This is a genomic window from Actinomadura sp. NPDC048955, assembly GCF_040649435.1.
GTDB lineage: Bacteria > Actinomycetota > Actinomycetes > Streptosporangiales > Streptosporangiaceae > Spirillospora > Spirillospora luteofluorescens.
Map to the genome: position 1 here is coordinate 1 of NZ_JBEZJI010000069.1, position 17266 is coordinate 17266.

The 17266-nt window shown below is 74.8% G+C and carries 14 protein-coding genes; 8 read left to right on the forward strand and 6 right to left on the reverse strand.

Going from position 1 to position 17266, the window contains the following annotated elements; translation table 11 throughout:
• Positions 1-159: 159 nt before the first annotated feature.
• The 3 genes from AB0C84_RS39055 to AB0C84_RS39065 all read left to right on the forward strand — a co-directional run bounded on the left by AB0C84_RS39055 (position 160) and on the right by AB0C84_RS39065 (position 2668).
• Positions 160-882: a dienelactone hydrolase family protein gene (locus tag AB0C84_RS39055; RefSeq protein WP_361076114.1), complete on the forward strand. Its 723-nt coding sequence runs from the start codon at positions 160-162 to the stop codon at positions 880-882.
• Positions 883-1085: 203 nt separating this feature from the next.
• Positions 1086-1562 (forward strand): DUF4352 domain-containing protein, encoded by a 477-nt coding sequence (locus tag AB0C84_RS39060; protein WP_361076117.1) that lies wholly within the window; start codon positions 1086-1088, stop codon positions 1560-1562.
• Between the two features lie 299 nt (positions 1563-1861).
• Positions 1862-2668, forward strand: coding sequence for a helix-turn-helix transcriptional regulator (locus AB0C84_RS39065; RefSeq protein WP_361076209.1), 807 nt, complete (start codon positions 1862-1864; stop codon positions 2666-2668).
• 6 nt (positions 2669-2674) lie between these two features.
• Here AB0C84_RS39065 and AB0C84_RS39070 read toward each other — a convergent pair whose 3' ends face one another.
• The gene (locus AB0C84_RS39070) at positions 2675-3730 is read right to left on the reverse strand and encodes a globin domain-containing protein (RefSeq protein ID WP_361076120.1); all 1056 of its coding nucleotides are present in this window, start codon (positions 3728-3730) and stop codon (positions 2675-2677) included.
• 613 nt (positions 3731-4343) lie between these two features.
• Between AB0C84_RS39070 and AB0C84_RS39075 the strand changes: the two genes are divergently transcribed.
• From AB0C84_RS39075 to AB0C84_RS39085, 3 genes are all read left to right on the forward strand, one after another.
• Positions 4344-5093 (forward strand): gamma-glutamyl-gamma-aminobutyrate hydrolase family protein, encoded by a 750-nt coding sequence (locus tag AB0C84_RS39075; RefSeq protein WP_179848762.1) that lies wholly within the window; start codon positions 4344-4346, stop codon positions 5091-5093.
• A gap of 76 nt (positions 5094-5169) precedes the next feature.
• Positions 5170-6135 carry an alpha/beta hydrolase gene (locus tag AB0C84_RS39080; RefSeq protein ID WP_361076123.1) on the forward strand — a complete coding sequence of 322 codons (966 nt, stop codon included), beginning with the start codon at positions 5170-5172 and terminating at the stop codon, positions 6133-6135.
• A complete protein-coding gene (locus tag AB0C84_RS39085; protein ID WP_361076126.1) occupies positions 6132-6923 on the forward strand; it encodes an enoyl-CoA hydratase/isomerase family protein in 792 nt (263 codons plus the stop codon). The genes AB0C84_RS39080 and AB0C84_RS39085 overlap by 4 nt, the downstream gene beginning before the upstream one ends.
• 17 nt (positions 6924-6940) lie before the next feature.
• Here the strand turns inward: AB0C84_RS39085 and AB0C84_RS39090 are convergent, their stop codons facing one another.
• From AB0C84_RS39090 to AB0C84_RS39100, 3 genes are read right to left on the reverse strand one after another with little or no spacing between them, the layout of a single operon-like run.
• Positions 6941-8122: an acyl-CoA dehydrogenase family protein gene (locus tag AB0C84_RS39090; protein WP_361076129.1), complete on the reverse strand. Its 1182-nt coding sequence runs from the start codon at positions 8120-8122 to the stop codon at positions 6941-6943.
• A gap of 55 nt (positions 8123-8177) precedes the next feature.
• A complete protein-coding gene (locus tag AB0C84_RS39095) occupies positions 8178-8750 on the reverse strand; it encodes a TetR family transcriptional regulator (RefSeq protein WP_179848766.1) in 573 nt (190 codons plus the stop codon).
• A 25-nt stretch (positions 8751-8775) separates the two neighbouring features.
• The gene (locus AB0C84_RS39100) at positions 8776-10008 is read right to left on the reverse strand and encodes an ROK family transcriptional regulator (protein WP_361076132.1); all 1233 of its coding nucleotides are present in this window, start codon (positions 10006-10008) and stop codon (positions 8776-8778) included.
• A 160-nt stretch (positions 10009-10168) separates the two neighbouring features.
• On the opposite strand from AB0C84_RS39100, the gene AB0C84_RS39105 reads away from it, so the two are divergent.
• Positions 10169-13384: a carboxyl transferase domain-containing protein gene (locus AB0C84_RS39105; protein ID WP_361076135.1), complete on the forward strand. Its 3216-nt coding sequence runs from the start codon at positions 10169-10171 to the stop codon at positions 13382-13384.
• Here AB0C84_RS39105 and AB0C84_RS39110 read toward each other — a convergent pair.
• Positions 13317-14174, reverse strand: a complete 858-nt coding sequence (locus tag AB0C84_RS39110) for an ATP-binding cassette domain-containing protein (RefSeq protein ID WP_361076137.1) — start codon at positions 14172-14174, stop codon at positions 13317-13319. The genes AB0C84_RS39105 and AB0C84_RS39110 overlap by 68 nt on opposite strands.
• A gap of 98 nt (positions 14175-14272) precedes the next feature.
• Positions 14273-15076 (reverse strand): SDR family NAD(P)-dependent oxidoreductase, encoded by an 804-nt coding sequence (locus tag AB0C84_RS39115; RefSeq protein ID WP_361076140.1) that lies wholly within the window; start codon positions 15074-15076, stop codon positions 14273-14275.
• 155 nt (positions 15077-15231) lie between these two features.
• Between AB0C84_RS39115 and AB0C84_RS39120 the strand changes: the two genes are divergently transcribed.
• Positions 15232-17265: an AAA family ATPase gene (locus AB0C84_RS39120; RefSeq protein ID WP_361076143.1), complete on the forward strand. Its 2034-nt coding sequence runs from the start codon at positions 15232-15234 to the stop codon at positions 17263-17265.
• The last annotated feature ends 1 nt before the right edge of the window (position 17266 follow it).

The following is a 17266-nucleotide window of genomic DNA, read 5'->3' on the forward strand; positions in this document are numbered from 1 at the left end:
CCGGTACTGGGCGAACGCGGCATCGCTTCGCGATCTGCCCGGCTCCGCTCGCCTCCGGCCTCGCTCCACCGGCCAGGTCACGCGTTCGCGCGCGTTGCCGAGGCGACTTCCAGATAGGCCCTAGGCGTACCCGGCCTGTCTGGGGAATTATTGGACGTTATGTCTGACATCTCCATTCCGGTGGGTTCCCGCGAGCTGCCGGGCTACCTCGCCGTCCCCGAGGGTGAGGGGCCCTGGCCGGGCGTCGTGATCGTGTTCGAGGCGATGGGCGCGAACGACGACATGCGCGCGCAGGCCGACCGGTTCGCCGCCCACGGCTACCTCGCCGTCCTGCCCGACCTCTACGACGGGGCGCCCTGGGTGCGCTGCGTCGCCAAGGCGATGCGCGACATGCGCGCCCAGCGCGGGCCGACCTTCGACCACATCGAGGCGGCCCGCGCGTGGCTGGCCGGCCGGGACGACTGCACCGGCGGCGTCGGGGTGTGCGGGTTCTGCATGGGCGGCGGGTTCGCGCTGGTCGCGGCGGCGAAGTACGACTTCGAGGCCGCCGCGGCCAACTACGGGATCCTGCCGCGCCGGCCGGAGGAGTCCCTGCGGGGCGCGTGCCCGATCGTCGGCAGCTACGGCGCCGCGGACCCGTCGCTGCGGGGCGCCGCGGGCAGGCTGGAGCGCGCGCTCACGGCCGCCGGCGTGACGCACGACGTGAAGGAGTACCCGGGGACCGGCCACGGTTTCCTCACCGAGCTCACGCCGCCGCCCCCGTTCGGCCCGATCGCGAAGATCGTCATGGGGTTCGGCAAGGGCCGCGAGAACGCCCCGGACGGCTGGGCCCGCATCCTCGCCTTCTTCGGCGAGCACCTCGCCAAAAAATCTACAACGTAAAGGCGCCGGGCCGGTCCCGCTGACTCGGCCTCTCGTGCCATCACCTCTTCATACCTGACCGGGCACATATCCCACTTCGCGCCTTTTGTTGGTCATCGCATCGCGCCAAGCCGTGTTTCCCCGGAAACGCCTGCCGAGCATCAGGCGTCTCACATTCGCATTCATCGTTCTGTCACGGGACCGAACACGGGGGAGACCACATCATGCGCAAGTTCATCCTGTTCGCCGCGACCGCCGTCGGCCTCACCGCGACCGCGGCCTGTGAGCCGGTGGAGGACGCCCCGCCCGTTCAGGGCGCCGACGCCAGGGGCGGCGAGACCGGCGGGTCCACCAAGAAGGCCAAGCCGCCGATCGGGCTGGCCGCCAAGCGCACCACCGCGGAGCGGTCCATCCTGTCCGAGGGTGGCGCGCTGACCTGCGTCAAGGTGACCGTCGCGAACAACGCCAAGAAGAAGGTGGAGATCAACCCGCTGTACTTCGCGATCACCGGGACCGACAGCGTCAAGCACGACACCGGTGACGCGCTCGGCGAGTACGAGGGGCAGATCGCCACGACGGACATCGCGCCTGGGGAGAAGGCCAAGGGCGTGGTGTGTGTGAAGGGGAAGTTCGTGCCGAAGACCGTATCCATGACGAACCCGCTGTTCTCGACGGCGGCCCGTGCGGCGGTCGCGTCCTGAGCGTCGCCTAGGGCGCGGTCGGCGGCCGAAGGAGAGCCGGGCGCGCCGTCATTTCAGATGTGTGCCGGCTGCGGGGCCGCTGCCGTTATCCCACGAGTCCATCGGAACTGCGGCCGGCACGCTTGATTTCACGATCGGCCGATTGCGCGGGGCCGAGCATCAACGTTTCAGGACGCGTGTGTCCGCGTGACCTGAGCCACGAGGCGGTCATCCGGATCGACGCGGTCTCACCGCGTCCATTACCCCGCACGTAATCGTGGGCTTGATCCGGGAGCCGGTAGCGTCGTGGCGTGACGACGATGACGATGACGGCAGGTTTGAGCGACGTGCGGCCGATCGGGGACCAGCTTCGGGCGTGGCGGCAGCGGCGCCGGCTGAGCCAGCTGGAGCTGGCGTCGGAGGCGGACGTGTCGACGCGGCACCTCAGCTTCGTGGAGACGGGGCGTTCGGCGCCGAGCCGGGAGATGGTGCTGCGGCTCGCCGAGCACCTGGACGTGCCGCTGCGCGACCGCAACCTGCTGCTGGTGGCGGCCGGGTATGCGCCGGTGTTCGAGGAGACGCCGATCGAGGAACCGAAGATGGACACGGTCCGCGCGGCGCTCCGGCAGGTGCTGGAGGGCCACGAGCCCTATCCGGCGGTGGTCGTGGACCGGTTCTGGAACCTGATCGACGCCAACGCCGCGGCGGCGTTCTTCATGGAGGGCGCGCCGCCGGAGCTGCTGGAGCCGCCGCTGAACGTGCTGCGGCTCAGCATGCACCCGGACGGCATGGCCAAGAACATCCTGAACCTGGCGGAGTGGCGCGCCCACATGATCGACCGGGTCCGCCGGCATGTGGCGCTGACCGCGGACGCGGCGCTCGCCCAGCTCTACAGGGAGCTGCGGAGCTTCCCCGGTGACGTGGGGGAGGCGATCGCCCCGCCCGCGAGCCACGAGGTCTTCGTCCCGCTGCGGATGCGGGTCGACGGCCGGGAACTGTCGTTCTTCAGCACGATCGCGACCTTCGGGACCCCCGTCGACATCACGGTGGCGGAACTGGCGATCGAGTCGTTCTACCCGGCGGACGCGAAGACGACCGAGTTCCTGCGGGAGCGCGCCGGCTGGTGACGCGCCTCAGTCCCCGGCCGTGAGCAGGTCGTGGTGGACGCGCGTCAGCGGCACGCCGAGCCGCTGCAGGGCGGTGACCGTCGCGCGGACGAGCGGGGCGGGCCCGGCCACGTAGGCGTCGTGCCCGCCCGCCCCGTCCAGGAGCTGGGGCAGGACGTCCGGCACGCGGCCGGTGAGGGCGCCGGCCGCGGGTTCGCGGGACACCACCGGGACGACCTGGAGCCGGGTGTGCGCGGACTCCATCTGCCGCAGCGCGGGCAGGTCGTAGAGGGCGCTCTCGGTGCTGGCCGCGACGACGAGGAGGACGTCGCGGTCCGCGTCCGATGCGAGGGCCTGCTCGGCCAGTGCCTTCGCGGGGGCCAGGCCGGTGCCGCCGCCGATGAGCAGCAGCGGGCGGCCCGAGTCAGGGTCGAGGGTCATGGCGCCTTCCGGCGGGCCCAGCAGGATGCTGTCGCCCGTGCCGGTGTGCCGGACCAGCGCGCCGCTCACCCACCCGGCGGGCCGGGCGCGGACGTGCAGGTCGATCGTCCCGTCCGGGCGGGGCGCGTTCGCGATCGAGTACGGGCGCCAGACCCGGGGCCAGCGGGCCGCCTGCACGCTCACGTGCTGCCCGGACGAGAACGGCAGGGGGCGCTCGGGACGCAGCGTGAGGACGGCGAGGTCGAACGCGCGGCGTTCGTGCCGCACGACCTCGCCGACCCACCACGGCGGGGCGTCTGCGGCGTCCCGCTCCGCCGCGCCGGCCATGGCGTCGGCGGCGGAGCGGTAGGCGGCGCGCCAGGCGGCCTCGGCCTCGGCCGTCCAGACGTCGGCGGCGAAGGCGCGCAGGGTCGCGGTCAGGGCCTCCTCGACGGCCGGATAGTGCTCGCGCAGCACCCCGTACTTGCGGTGGCCTCGGCCGAGGCCCTCCAGGTGGCGGGCGAGTTCCTCGGGGTTGTCCTGGCTCCAGACGATGCGGCCGAGCGCGTGGAAGAACCGGTCGTGCTGGCCGTTCATGGCGGGCGGGAACAGGGTGCGCAGCCGCGGCCGCGCCGCGAAAAGGCGGCCGTAGAAATAGCGCATCGCGCCCGCGGGGTCGGCCTCAAGGCGTGCGAAGCATTCTTTGATAACGCGAGTTTCCGGCGACATTCGGTCGGCTCGCCTCCCCAGCGGGCTGTTTTCGGCGGTCGGACGGCAGGGCTCACGGACGATCCGGGCGCGCCTGCTGCCCGAGTTGGTGAGATTCTCTCACCCGTCCCCGCAGGTGTTCAATGATTCGCTCTCGCAGGGGTGTGTAATCGCTACCCGGCGTAATCGCCAGTCAATTCCCTGTGACGGACCGTAAGTGCGGCGGTCAACGCATACTGATCGGTATCCAATGCTGGAGGGAACGTTCGGGAAGAACCGTCCGGAAGGGGAGGAAGAACCTGCATCAGGGAGGAAGATTTCAGAATTCTTCGGTGTTTCCCGCTCCGCGCCGCCCCGGACCGGCCGCGCGCCCCCGGCGCCCGGTAGACCGATCTCGCCGCTTCCGACGGCGGGAACCCCCGCCGTGCGGCAAGCTGGCCGGAAGGAGGGCCCGGGGGGCGGACGGCGCGAGGGTCCCGGTGACGCACGGTGACGTGCGCCCGGCAGGCAGATCACCCGTGCCGGAGGCCGCCCCGCGGGCCGGCGTCCAGCACAGGGGGAGACTCGCATGTCAGGAGCCGCGCGCGGAGCGCCGCATCCGGCCGCAGGTGAGGGCGGGCCGCCGCTCATCGGCATCACCACCTACCAGGAGCCGGCCCGCTGGGGGGCCTGGGTGCGCGAGGCCGCGCTGCTGCCCGTGCCGTACGCGCGCTCGGTCGAGCGGGCCGGGGGCGTCCCGGTCCTGCTGCCCCCGCCCGCGACCCTGCGCGGCCTGGACACCCTGGTCTCGCGGCTGGACGGCGTCGTCCTGGCGGGTGGCGGCGATCTCGACCCGGAGCTGTACGGCGCCGTCCGGCATCCCGAGACGGGGCCGCCGCAGCCGCAGCGCGACCGGTTCGAGCTGGCGCTCGCCCGCGCCGTCGTCGACGCCGACCTGCCGTTCCTGGCGATCTGCCGGGGGATGCAGGTGCTGAACGTCGCGCGGGGCGGTGCCCTCGTCCAGCACCTGCCGGAGGCGGTGGGCCACAAGGGGCACGCCCCGGAGGTGGGGCTCGTCGGCTCGCACCGGGTGCGGACCAGCGAGGGGAGCCTGATCGGCGGGATCCTCGGCGCATCGTCCGACGTGCCCACCTACCACCACCAGGCGGTGAGCCGGCTCGGCAAGGGCCTGACCGCCGTCGCGTGGGCCGAGGACCAGGTGGTGGAGGCCGTGGAGCTGCAGGGCCACCGGTTCGGGCTCGCCGTCCAGTGGCACCCCGAGGAGGGCGACGACAGGCGGCTTTTCGAGGCCTTCGTCGTCGAGGCCGCCGGACGCTGACGCGGGGGATTGGCGGCCCGGTCACCGGGCAGGCCGAGGGGTGGATTTCCGCCGATGTCCCCCCGGAGGCCGTTGAATGCCCCTGCACCCGCAGACCGTGAGCTTCTTGGAGCAGCTCGCCTCGTGGACGGCCGTGCCACCGGGGCCGGACGGGCCCGCCGAGCCCACGATCGAGGAGATGCGGGAGCGGATCGGCGCGGCCTTCCCGGTCGTGCGGCGCGAGCTTCCCCGGGTCCGCGACATCGAGGTGCCCGGCCCAGGAGGGCCCGTGCCGGTGCGCCTGTACCGTCCGGCGCCGCCCGAGCGAGGGCCGCTGCCGGCCGTCGTGTACCTGCACGGCGGGGGGTGGGTGCTCGGCGGCGTCGACAACGTGGACGCCTTCTGCCGAGACCTGGCGGCCGAGGCGGAGTGCGTCGTGCTGAACGTCGGCTACCGGCTGGCCCCCGAGCACCCGTTCCCCGCGGCGGTGGACGACGCCTGGGCCGTGGTGTCCTCGGTGGCGCGCGAGCCCGGCCGGTACGGCGTGCGGAGGGGGGCCGTGGCGGTCGCCGGCGACAGCGCCGGCGGGAACCTCGCCGCGGTCGCCGCGCTGCTGGCCAGGGACGCCGGGATCCCCCTGGCCCACCAGCTCCTCGTCTACCCGGTGACCGACACGGCGAAGGACACTCCGAGCTGGCGGGAGTACGGGACGGGCTACGGGCTGGACGCCGGGTCGCTCGCCCGGTTCATGGACCTCTACCGGGACGGCGCGGACCCGTCCGACCCCCGGCTCGCCCCGCTGCGCGCCCCGGACCTGGCCGGCGCCGCGCCCGCCACCGTGATCACCGCCGAGTGCGACATCCTGCGCGACGAGGCCGAGCGCTACGCCCGCCGGCTCGCCGCGGCCGGCGTGCCGGTGGAGCTGCGCCGCTACGACGGCGTCGTGCACTCCTTCTTCCTGCTTCCCGAGATCTTCGATACCGGCGCCGAGGCGGTGGAGTTCGCTGTGCGACGATTGCGCGCGGCATTCGACGACCACTCGCGGCAGGGGAGTGCGGCATGACGCGGTACGACGCGTACGAGCGGCTGAAGATCGACTGGGCGGCGGACGGGGTGCTGCGGGTCACGATCAGCACGCCGGGCAAGCTGAACGCGGTCGACACCACCGGGCACCGCGAGCTGGCGGAGATCTGGCGGGACGCCGACGCCGACGACGACGCGCGCGTGGTGCTCGTGCGGGGGGAGGGGACGGCGTTCTCCGCCGGCGGCGATCTCGCCATGATCGAGGAGATGATGACCGACCACGCGTCCCGCCGCCGGATCATGCGCGAGGCCCGCGACATCGTGATGAACGTGCTGAACTGCTCCAAGCCGGTGGTCAGCGCCGTCCAGGGCCCGGCGGTGGGCGCCGGGCTCGCGGTCGCGCTGCTGGCCGACGTGTCGGTCGCGGGCCGCACCGCGAAGATCATCGACGGGCACACGCGGCTGGGCGTCGCGGCCGGCGACCACGCGGCGATCGTGTGGCCGCTGCTGTGCGGGCTCGCGAAGGCCAAGTACTACCTGCTGCTCAACGACGTCCTCACCGGCGAGGAGGCCGAGCGGATCGGCCTGGTCTCGCTGTGCGTGGACGACGAGCGGGTGCACGAGCGCGCGCTGGAGATCGCCGGCCGGCTCGCCGCCGGCCCCGCCGAGGCGCTGTCGTTCACCAAGCACGCGCTGAACAACTGGCTGCGCCTCGCCGGGCCGACGTTCGACGCCTCCCTGGCGATGGAGTTCTTCGGGTTCACCGGCCCGGACGTGCGCGAGGGCGTCGCCGCGATCCGGGAGAAGCGCCCGCCCCGGTTCGGCTGAGGCGCCTCCCGCCCGGGTCAGTAGGACTTGGGGAGTCCCAGCTCGTGCTGGGCGATGTGGGCGAGGACGAGCTCCTCGGCGACCGGGATGTTCTTGGCGATGCGGGCGTCCCGGAACATCCGCGCGACCGGGTACTCCAGGGAGTACGCCATGCCGCCGAAGGTCTGGAACGCGCGGTCGGCCGCCTGCCAGGCCGCGTCGGCCGCGGTGAGCTTGGCGATGTTGGCCTCCGAGCCGCAGGGCCGGCCGCGGTCCCACAGCCAGGCGGCCTTGTAGGTCATCAGCCGGGCCAGCTCCAGCTGCGCCTTGATCCGCGCGAGCGGGAACGCGACGGCCTGGTTGGCTCCGATCGGCGTGCCGAACGGGGCGCGCTCGCCCGCGTACTCGCAGGCGGTCCTCAGCACCAGGCCGCCGGACCCGACGCCGCCCGCGGCGGCCAGGATCCGCTCGGGGTTGAGGATGTCCCACAGGACGGCGAAGCCCTGGTCGGGCTCGCCGAGGACCCGGTCGGCGGGCACGCGCACACCGTCCAGGAAGAGCATGCTGGAGGCGACGGTGTTGGTGCCGAGCTTCGGGATCGGCCGGTAGGTCAGCGTGCCCTCGGCCACGGCCTCCTTGACGTCCACCAGCAGGACGGTGAAGCCGGCGGTGCGGGGGCGGGCCTGCGCGGCCGGGATCGTCCGGGTGACCAGGACGAGGAAGTCGGCCCGCTCGACGCCGGAGATCCAGATCTTCTGGCCGTCGACGACGAAGGAGTCGCCGTCGCGGCGCGCCTGGGTGGAGATGTTGATGGCGTTGCTGCCCGCGTCCGGCTCGGTGATGGCGAAGCACGTCTCGACCTCGCCGGAGGCGATCCTGGGCAGGAGCTCGCGCTTCTGCTCGGCGGTGCCGTGCCGGGCGATGGTGAGGCCGCCGAACGCGGGCGTCAGCAGGTACATGAAGGACGCGGCGCCGCCCGCCCCGCCCTCGGCGAGGGCCTCCAGGGCCACCGCCAGCTCCAGCAGCCCCTGGCCCCCGCCGCCGTACTCCTCGGGGATCGCCAGGCTGTGCCAGCCGCCGTCGACCAGTTCCCGCCAGACCTCCTCGGGCCACCGCTTGTCCGCGTCGCACCGGCCCCAGTAGTCCTGGTCGTACTTCCCGGCGACCGCCAGCACGCCCTCGCGCACCGCGGCCGCGCCCTCCGGCAGGTCGAAGTCCATCGCGCCTCCTCGCACGTTCTCGCGTGGGCTCACCGTAGCCGACGCGAGTAAGTGCTCACTGACGCGGGGCGGCCATATAGGCGGTCACCATGCGGGCGACGAAGTGGGCGAAGACCTCAGGGGGCCCGGACGGGAGCATGATGTGGCTCATCGTCAGGCGCACGGCCGCGTCGGCGATCTCGGTCAGCGCGGCGCGGTCCAGATCCGGCCACTGGCGCAGGGCGTGCTCGGCGATGCGGGCGCTGGCGGAGAACAGCACCGGCTCGGCCTGCGTGGTGAGCAGCGGCAGCATCTCGTCGCCGCCCGCGCCCGTCAGCACCGCCTTCTTCAGCTGGTCGTCGGCGGAGGTCTCCAGCGTGAACGTGACCGCGGCGACCACCGCCGAGTACAGGTCGGCGTGCTCGGACAGCACCGCGTCGATGCCGTCGAGGTAGCGCTCGTTGTCGCGGATCACGACCGCCTGCGCCAGGCCCCACTTGTCGCCGAACTCGTTGTAGACGGTCTGCCGGCTCACCCCGGCGGCGGACGCGACGTCCCGCATGCGGACGGCCCGGTAGCCGCGCTCCACCAGGAGGTCCGCGGCGGCGTCCAGCAGGGATTCGCGCACGGAACGGCCGGCGGTGCCCATGTGTCGTCGCCCTCCAGGAAGCTGGTCAGTACGTCATTATCCCCCGTGGGCCGCCGCCGGGCCATCGCGCGCCCGACGGTTCGCCGCCGTCGAGCAGGTGCGCGAGCGGGAGGGTCGCCGCGCCCACGGCGACCGCCTCCGGCCCGAGGTGGCACAGCTCGATCGAGGTCCGCGCGAACGGCCGCCGCAGCGCGTAGGCGGCGGCGGCCGCGACGATCCGGTCCAGCATCCGGCCGCCGATCAGCAGCCCCGCCCAGCCGCCGATGATGATCTTCTCCGGGCTGAACAGGTTGACCAGGTCGGCGATGCCCGCGCCGAGGTGCTCGGCGACGTCCTCGCGCAGCGCGGCCGCCTCCTCGGACGGGTCGGCCAGCAGCCCGGCGAGGGCCGCCTCCTCGCCGGCTCCGGCCGGGCCGCCCGCGGCGCCGTAGCGCTCCAGCAGGGCGGTCGCGCCGACATAGGACTCGAGGCAGCCGCGGGACCCGCACCGGCACGGCGCGCCGCCGACCCGGGACGTCGTGTGGCCCCACTCGCCCGCGCCGCCGGCCGCGCCCCGGTACGGTGAGCCGTCGATCATCACGGCGGCGCCGACACCGGATCCGATCAGGGCGACGACCGCGTCCCGGTGCCCGCGCCCCGCGCCGAACCACATCTCCGCCTGGCCGAGCGACGACGCGCCGTTGTCGACGAACAGCGGCAGGCGGGTGCCCTCGCGCAGCATCCGCTCCAGCGGAACGCCGTCCCAGCCGATGGTCTGGCAGTGCACGACCGCCTCCGGCACGTGCTCGACCATGCCGGGGACGCCGACGCCCACGCCGATGACGGACGCGGGGTCGACCGACGCGCCCTCGACGACCGCCGGCAGGCCGTCCAGGATGTGCCGGACGACGGCGCGCGCGTCGCGGCCGCCGTCGCCGAGGGGCAGGTCGGCCTTGGCGAGCTGGGTCAGCCCCAGGTCGAACAGCTCGACCATCACCCGCGTCTCGCCGACGTCCACGCCGACGAGGTGGCCGTAACCGGCCGCGGTCTCCAGCAGCACGCGCGGCCGCCCGCCGTCGGACTCGACGCTGCCCGCCTCCACGACAAGCCCGGCCTCGATCAGCTCGCTCACCACGTTGCTGACCGACGCGGGGCTGAGGCCGGTCGCGCGGGCCAGGTCCTGGCGGCTGAGCGGCCCGTCGAAGTACAGCCGCCGCAGCAGCACCGACCGGTTGGCGCGGCGCAGGTCGCGCACGGTCCTCCGGCGCCGTTCCGGCATCGGCCCCCCTCGTCCGCGGCCCGGGCCGGGCCGCCTCCCCCGCATTATGTCCCCGCTCAGAACACGGCGGGAGACGAGCACCGGGACCTCCGGGCGCCGCCCCCGGCGTCCCGCTCTCTAGAGTGAGGGCCGACCGTCTCGGGCGAGGTGAGGAGGCCGGGTGGGCGGGATCCTTGTGGCCAACCGGGGCGAGGTCGCGCTGCGGGTCGTCCGGGCCGCGTCCGAGCTGGGCCTGCGGACGGTCGCCGTGCACACCCGCGACGACGCCGCCGCACCGCACGCCCGGCGCGCCGACGAGGCGCGCGTCCTGCCCGGCGACGGGGCCGCCGGGTACCTCGACGCGGACGCGCTCGTCGCCGCCGCGAAGGACGCCGGCGCCACGGCCGTCCACCCCGGTTACGGCTTTTTGAGCGAGAACGCGGGCTTCGCCGCCGCCTGCGCCGCGGCCGGGCTGACCTTCGTCGGCCCTCGCCCGGAGCTGCTGGAGTTGTTCGGCGACAAGACCAGGTCGCGCGGCCTGGCACGGGAGGCGGGGGTGCCCGTGACCCCCGGCACGCCCGGCGCGGCGAGCCTCGCCGACGCCGAGGCGTTCGCCCGCGAGCACGGCACCGTCGTGATCAAGGCGCTCGCGGGCGGCGGCGGGCGCGGCATGCGCGTCGCCGCCGGGCCCGCCGCCGTCGCGGACGCCTACGAGCGGTGCCGGTCGGAGGCGCTCGCCTCCTTCGGCCGCGGCGAGCTGTACGCCGAGAAGTACGTCCCGCGGGCCCGCCACATCGAGGTGCAGGTCGCGGGCGACGGCTCCGGCGCCGTCACCCACCTGTGGGAGCGCGACTGCAGCGTCCAGCGCCGCCACCAGAAGCTGATCGAGATCGCGCCCGCGCCCGCGCTGCCCGGAGGCGTCAGGGACGCTCTGCTGGACGCCGCCCTGCGCATGGCGGCCCGGGTCCGCTACGAGAGCCTCGGCACCTTCGAGTTCCTCGTCGACGGGGAGGAGTTCTGGTTCCTGGAGGCCAACCCCCGGCTCCAGGTCGAGCACACCGTGACCGAGGAGATCACCGGCGTCGACCTGGTGAAGGCGCAGATCAGGCTGGCGGCGGGGGAGGACCTCGCCGCGGTGGGCCTGGCCGCGCCGCCGCGGGCGTCCGGCTGCGCCGTCCAGGTGCGGGTCAACGCCGAGACGATCGGCGCGGACGGCGCGCCGCGCCCGAGCGCCGGGACGCTCACCGCGTTCGCGCCGCCGTCCGGGCCCGGCGTCCGCGTCGACACCCACGGGCACGCCGGCCACCGCACGAGCCCGCGCTACGACCCGCTGCTCGCCAAGGTCATCGCCCGCGCGGAGGACCTGCCGTCCGCCGCGGCCCGCGCGCACGGCGCGCTCGGCGAGTTCGAGATCGCGGGCGTCGCGACGAGCATCCCGCTGCTGCAGGGCGTGCTGCGCCACCCCGGCTTCACCTCCGGCGGCGCGGGCACGTCCTTCATCGCCGACCACCTGCCCGAGCTGCTGGAGAGCGAGCACCGCCGGTACTACGCCGAGACGGCCCCGAGCGCCGCCGGGCCCGAGGCCGCGGCCGTCCCGGACGCGCCGTTCGGCACGGTCGCGATCCCCGCGCCGACGCAGGGGACGGTCGTGAGCGTCGAGGTGGCCGAGGGCGACCTCGTCGGGGCCGGGGCGCCCGTGCTGATCCTCGAAGCGATGAAGATGGAGCACGTCGTCCGCGCTGGGGAGGCGGGCATCATCCGGGCCCTGGCCGCCGCGCCCGGCGACACCGTCGCCGAGGGCGCGCCGCTGCTGTTCACCGAGCCCGCCGAGGGCGGCGGCGACCACGCCGCCGAGGACGAGGCGGCCGACCTCGACCTGATCCGCGCCGACCTCGCCGAGACGCTGCGCCGGCACGAGATCGGGCTCGACGCGGCCCGCCCCGAGGCGGTGGCCAGGCGGCACGCGCGCGGCCACCGCACCGCGCGGGAGAACATCGGCGACCTGTGCGACCCGGGGACGTTCGTCGAGTACGGCGCGCTCGTCATCGCGGCGCAGCGGCGGCGCCGCTCCCTCGACGACCTCGTCGAGCGGACTCCCGCCGACGGCATGGTCTGCGGCATCGGGGACGTCGACGGCGCGCAGGCCGTCGTGATCTCCTACGACTACACGGTCCTCGCCGGGACGCAGGGCCACCTGAACCACCGCAAGACCGACCGCATGCTCGACATCGCCCACCGCCGCCGCCTGCCGCTGGTGCTGTTCGCCGAGGGCGGCGGTGGACGCCCCGGCGACACCGACACCACGACCGTCTCCGGCCTGGACGTGACGACGTTCCACGCGATGGGGCGGCTCAGCGGCGCCGTCCCGTCCGTCGGCGTCGCGAACGGGCGCTGCTTCGCGGGGAACGCGGCCCTGCTCGGCTGCTGCGACGTCATCATCGCCACCCGGGACGCCAACATCGGCATGGGCGGGCCCGCCATGATCGAGGGCGGCGGGCTCGGCGCCGTCACGCCCGAGGAGATCGGCCCGGTCGCCGACCAGGAGCCGAACGGCGTCATCGACATCGTGGTGGACGACGAGGCCGAGGCGGTCCGGGCGGCGCGCCGCTACCTGTCCTACTTCCGGGGCCCGGCGGACGACTGGTCCTGCGGCGACCAGCGCGTCCTGCGGCACCTCGTCCCGGAGAACCGGCTGCGCGCCTACGACGTCCGCCGCGCCGTCGCCCACCTCGCCGACACCGGGTCGGTGCTGGAACTGCGCCGCGCGTTCGGCGTCGGGATCGTCACCGCGCTGGTCAGGATCGAGGGCCGCCCGATGGGCCTGATCGCCAGCAACCCGGCGCACCTCGGCGGCGCCATCGACCGCGACGCCGCGGACAAGGCCGCCCGGTTCCTGCAGCTGTGCGACGCGCACGGGCTGCCGGTGGTGTCCCTGTGCGACACCCCCGGTTTCATGGTCGGACCCGACGCCGAGCGGACCGCCACCGTCCGGCATTTCAGCCGCCTGTTCGTCATCGGCGCCAACCTGCGCGTCCCGATGGTCACGATCGTGCTGCGCAAGGGCTACGGGCTCGGCGCGCAGGCGATGGCGGGCGGCGGGTTCACGGCGCCGCTCGCGACCCTCGCCTGGCCCACCGGCGAGATCGGCGGCATGGGGCTGGAGGGCGCCGTCCGGCTCGGGTTCCGCAAGGAGCTGGAGGCCGCCGAGGATCCGCGGGCGATGTTCGAGCAGATGGTCGCCGCGGCCTACGAGCACGGCAAGGCGCTCCACGCCGCCACCGTGTTCGAGCTGGACGACGTGATCGACCCCGCCGACACGCGGCGGTGGATCACCGCCGTGCTGGCCGCCGCCCCGCCCGCCGACGACCGTCCCCGCCGGTGGATCGACACGTGGTGACGGTCGGGCCGGCGCGGTGGGCGTCTCGGTAGGCGTCGCGCACGCGGGGGTCGGTCCGCACCTCCGCCGGGGGCCCGGCGGCGATCACCCTGCCGTCGTCCAGGACGTGCAGGACGTCGCAGACGCCGAGCACCGGCTCGATCTCGTCCTCGACGACCAGCACCGCCAGCCCCTCCCCGGCCAGGTCGCGCAGCAGGACCTCCAGCGCCCGGGCGTGCCGCTCCGGAAGGCCCGTCCACGGTTCGTCCAGCACGAGCACGGCCGGGTCGGTGGCGAGGGCCCGGGCCAGGTCCGTCAACCCGGCGACGCCGGGCGGCGCGTCCCGGGCGGTCCGGTCCGCGTGGTCCTGGATGCCGACCCGGGCGAGCAGCGCGTCGGCGACGGCGCCCGCGTCGCGGCGCGCCTCGAAGCGGCGCCGCCACCGGTCACGCGCCGTGCGCCCCGGCTGCTCCCGCGTCATCGCGTGCCGGGCGGCGGCGGCCTGGACGGCCTCCCGGACGGTCGCCGATCCGGTCGCGCCCGCCCGCTGGAACGTGCGGGCGATGCCGCGCCGGGCCCGCTCCCGCGCCGCGCAGCGCGTCAGGTCGGCGTCGTCGAGCAGGACGGCGCCCGCCGCCGGCCGCCGCAGCCCCGTGATCACGTCGCACAGCGTCGTCTTGCCGGCGCCGCTCGGGCCGACCAGGCCGGTGACGGCGCCGGGCGGGGCGGTAAGCCCCGCCCCGTCGACCGCCGTCAGCGGGCCGAACCGGACCGTCACGTCCCGCACCCGCAGGCCCTCCGCAGCGGCCATGGCCTCCGCCCCTCCGCGCCTCGTGTGATGTGGATCACTGGCGGGCCACACCCTACTGAGGCGCGCGGGCGGCGGCAACGGGCCGGGGGAGGGGCGGGTCAGGGTGCCGGGGGCGCCAGCCGGTCGCGGGTCCACTCCTTGACCCCGGCGACGAACGCCTCGACGTCGGCGGCCTTGCCGGAGGCCATCTCGCCGAACCAGTCCGGCACGTACCGCTCGAACCGCCCGCTCTCCAGGACCTCCAGCACGGCCGCGGCCACCTCCTGCGGCGGGAGGGCGTCCGCGACGTCGCTGAGCGGCGGCTCGTTGCCGGGCAGGGTGAACAGTTCCGTCCCGGCGATCAGGGCGGGCTGGATCACGTGGACCTGCACGCCCGTGCCGTCCAGATCGACCGCCATGCTCTCCCAGAACGCGGTGAGCGCCGCCTTGGACGCCGAGTAGGCGGCCTCGCGCGGCGGGCCGAGCCGCGCCGCGACCGAGCCCATCGCGACCAGGTGGCCGCGCCCGCGCGCGACCATGCCCGGCAGCAGCGCCAGCGTGAGCCGCACGGGGGACAGGTAGTTGAGCCGCACGACCTCGTCGGCCTCGGCGGGCGCCAGGTCCTGGACGCGGCGCCGCTTCGGCATCCCCGCGTTGTTGACCAGCACGTCGACGCCGCCGAGCTCGCGTTCGGCCTCGGCGGCGAGGTCGGCGACCGCGTCGAGGTCGGCGAGGTCGGCCGCCCACATCGCCGAGTCCGGGGCGTGCGCGCGGCACCGGGACAGCACCTCCGAGAGCCTGTCCTGGCGCCGCGCCACCAGGCCGACCCGCGCCCCGGCGGCGGCGAGCGCCTCCGCCACCACGGCGCCGATGCCCGACGAGGCTCCCGTGACCAAAGCGGACCGTCCGGTGAGAGTCGCCATGCGATCCAACGTCACACACCCCGGATCCACCGGCAAGGCACCCCGCCGCCGCCCCCGCGAAGGCGGGCTGCCGAAATGTCCGGCGGCGCCCGCGCCGTGTCGGTAAGGTCGTGGGTTTCGCCCCCCACCACCCTCGCAGCCGGAGGTCTGTCCGCATGCCCGCCGAGTCCGCCGACCCTTCCGAACCCGCGGTCCTCGCAGCCGAACGCGCCCATCTCGCCGAGTCCCGCGCCGCCCTGCGCCGGATGCGCGAGCACGCCGAGGGCCTCTCCGCCGACGTCGCCGCCGACTGGGTCTCCAAGCAGTTCCTGGAGTCCCTGCTCGAACAGCGCGTCGAGGCGCTCGCCGACCACCCGGGCACCCCGCAGTTGTTCGGCCGCATGGACCGCGGCGGCGCGGCCGGCCCCGACCTGCCCGCCGTCATGTACGTGGGGCGGCGGCACGTCCACGACGGCGACGAGGGACGCCCCCTCGTACTGGACTGGCGCGCCCCCGTCTCGCGGGCGTTCTACCAGGCCGGACCCGCGGACCCGATGGGCTGGCGGCTGCGGCGCCGCTTCGGGTTCCAGGCGGGCGAGCTGACCGCGTTCGAGGACGAGCCCCTCGACGGCGGCGGCACGCGGCAGGGGGCGGGCCCGTCCCGGATCCTGACCGAGGAGATCGAGCGGCCCCGGACCGGCCCGATGCGCGACATCGTCGCCACCATCCAGCCCGAGCAGGACGTGATCGTCCGCGCCGACCTGCCCCGCAGCGTCTGCGTCCAGGGCGCGCCCGGCACCGGCAAGACCGCCGTCGGCCTGCACCGCGCCGCCTACCTGCTGTTCACCCACCGGGAGCGGCTGTCGCGATCAGGCGTGCTCATCGTCGGGCCGAACCGTGCGTTCCTCGCCTACATCGCGGCGGTGCTGCCCGCGCTCGGCGAGGTCCGGGTCGAGCAGGCCACCATCGACGACCTGCTCGGCCCGCCGCTCGGCGACGAGCCCGCGGACGTGGCCGCCCTCAAGGGCGACGCCCGGATGGCCGACGTGCTGCGCAGGGCGCTGTGGCTGCACGTCCGCAAACCTGAAGAGGGGCTCGTCGTCACGCGGGGCGCGGCGCGCTACCGGCTCGCCGACCACGAGATCCGCGAGATCGCCGCCGCGCTGCGCGGCACCACCCGCTACGGCAGCGGCCGCGCCGCGTTCGCGCAGCGGCTCGCGCACCAGATCCTCGTGCGGATGGAACGGCGCGGCGAGGCCCCCGACGACCGCGTCCAGGACCAGGTCGCGCGGAGCAGGCCGGTCAAGCAGGTCCTCGACGCGGTGTGGCCGAAGGTGAGCGCCGAGCAGGTCCTGCACCGGCTGCTGTCGGACGCCGATCTGCTGAGCCGGGCCGCCAAGGGCGTGCTGGACGAGGACGAGCAGGCCGCGCTCCTGCCGGCGAGACCCGCACGCTCGCACCGCTCCGCCAAGTGGACCGCCGCCGACCGGGCCCTCCTGGACGAGCTGAACGACCTCATCGAGCGCACCACCTCGCTCGGCCACCTGGTGGTGGACGAGGCGCAGGACCTGTCCGCGATGCAGCTGCGGGCGCTGGGACGCCGCTGCGCGACGGGCTCGGCGACCGTCCTCGGCGACCTCGCGCAGGGCACGACCGCGTGGTCGGCCCGCACCTGGAAGGAGGTGCTCGCCCATCTCGGGCAGGACGGGGAGGTCACCGAGCTGACCCTCGGGTTCCGCGTCCCGGGCACCGTCCTCGACTTCGCCGCCCGCCTGCTCCCGCACGTCGCGCCCGGCCTGGAGCGGCCGCGCTCGCTGCGCCCCGGCGCCGGGGCCCTCACCGTGCGGCGCGTCGACGACCTGGCCGCCGCGACGGTCGAGGCCGCCCGCGCCGCGCTGGCCCGCCCCGGTTCGGTCGGGCTGATCGTCCCGGACGCGCGGACGGGCGCGCACGCGGCGGCGCTGGAGGCCGCCGGACTGGAGCACGAGGTCCTCGGGCCCGAGTCGTCCGGCACCGGACGGCTGCTGGTCATCCCCGCGACCCTCGCCAAGGGCCTGGAGTACGACCACGTGATCGTCGCCGAGCCCGCCGCCATCGCCGCGGCCGAGGCGCGCGGGCTCGCCCGCCTGTACGTCGTGCTGACCCGGGCGGTCACCACGCTGGCCGTGCTGCACGAGGACGACCTGCCCGCCGAGCTGGCGGAGCCGTAGC

What these genes read in the sequence shown, in the direction of transcription:
- AB0C84_RS39055 (WP_361076114.1), top strand. Translation starts at nt 160, where the DNA reads ATGTCTGACATCTCCATTCCGGTGGGTTCCCGCGAGCTGCCGGGCTAC.
- AB0C84_RS39060 (WP_361076117.1), top strand. Translation starts at nt 1,086, where the DNA reads ATGCGCAAGTTCATCCTGTTCGCCGCGACCGCCGTCGGCCTCACCGCG.
- AB0C84_RS39065 (WP_361076209.1), top strand. Translation starts at nt 1,862, where the DNA reads ATGACGATGACGGCAGGTTTGAGCGACGTGCGGCCGATCGGGGACCAG.
- AB0C84_RS39070 (WP_361076120.1), bottom strand. Translation starts at nt 3,730, where the DNA reads ATGCGCTATTTCTACGGCCGCCTTTTCGCGGCGCGGCCGCGGCTGCGC.
- AB0C84_RS39075 (WP_179848762.1), top strand. Translation starts at nt 4,344, where the DNA reads ATGTCAGGAGCCGCGCGCGGAGCGCCGCATCCGGCCGCAGGTGAGGGC.
- AB0C84_RS39080 (WP_361076123.1), top strand. Translation starts at nt 5,170, where the DNA reads ATGCCCCTGCACCCGCAGACCGTGAGCTTCTTGGAGCAGCTCGCCTCG.
- AB0C84_RS39085 (WP_361076126.1), top strand. Translation starts at nt 6,132, where the DNA reads ATGACGCGGTACGACGCGTACGAGCGGCTGAAGATCGACTGGGCGGCG.
- AB0C84_RS39090 (WP_361076129.1), bottom strand. Translation starts at nt 8,122, where the DNA reads ATGGACTTCGACCTGCCGGAGGGCGCGGCCGCGGTGCGCGAGGGCGTG.
- AB0C84_RS39095 (WP_179848766.1), bottom strand. Translation starts at nt 8,750, where the DNA reads ATGGGCACCGCCGGCCGTTCCGTGCGCGAATCCCTGCTGGACGCCGCC.
- AB0C84_RS39100 (WP_361076132.1), bottom strand. Translation starts at nt 10,008, where the DNA reads ATGCCGGAACGGCGCCGGAGGACCGTGCGCGACCTGCGCCGCGCCAAC.
- AB0C84_RS39110 (WP_361076137.1), bottom strand. Translation starts at nt 14,174, where the DNA reads ATGGCCGCTGCGGAGGGCCTGCGGGTGCGGGACGTGACGGTCCGGTTC.
- AB0C84_RS39115 (WP_361076140.1), bottom strand. Translation starts at nt 15,076, where the DNA reads ATGGCGACTCTCACCGGACGGTCCGCTTTGGTCACGGGAGCCTCGTCG.
- AB0C84_RS39120 (WP_361076143.1), top strand. Translation starts at nt 15,232, where the DNA reads ATGCCCGCCGAGTCCGCCGACCCTTCCGAACCCGCGGTCCTCGCAGCC.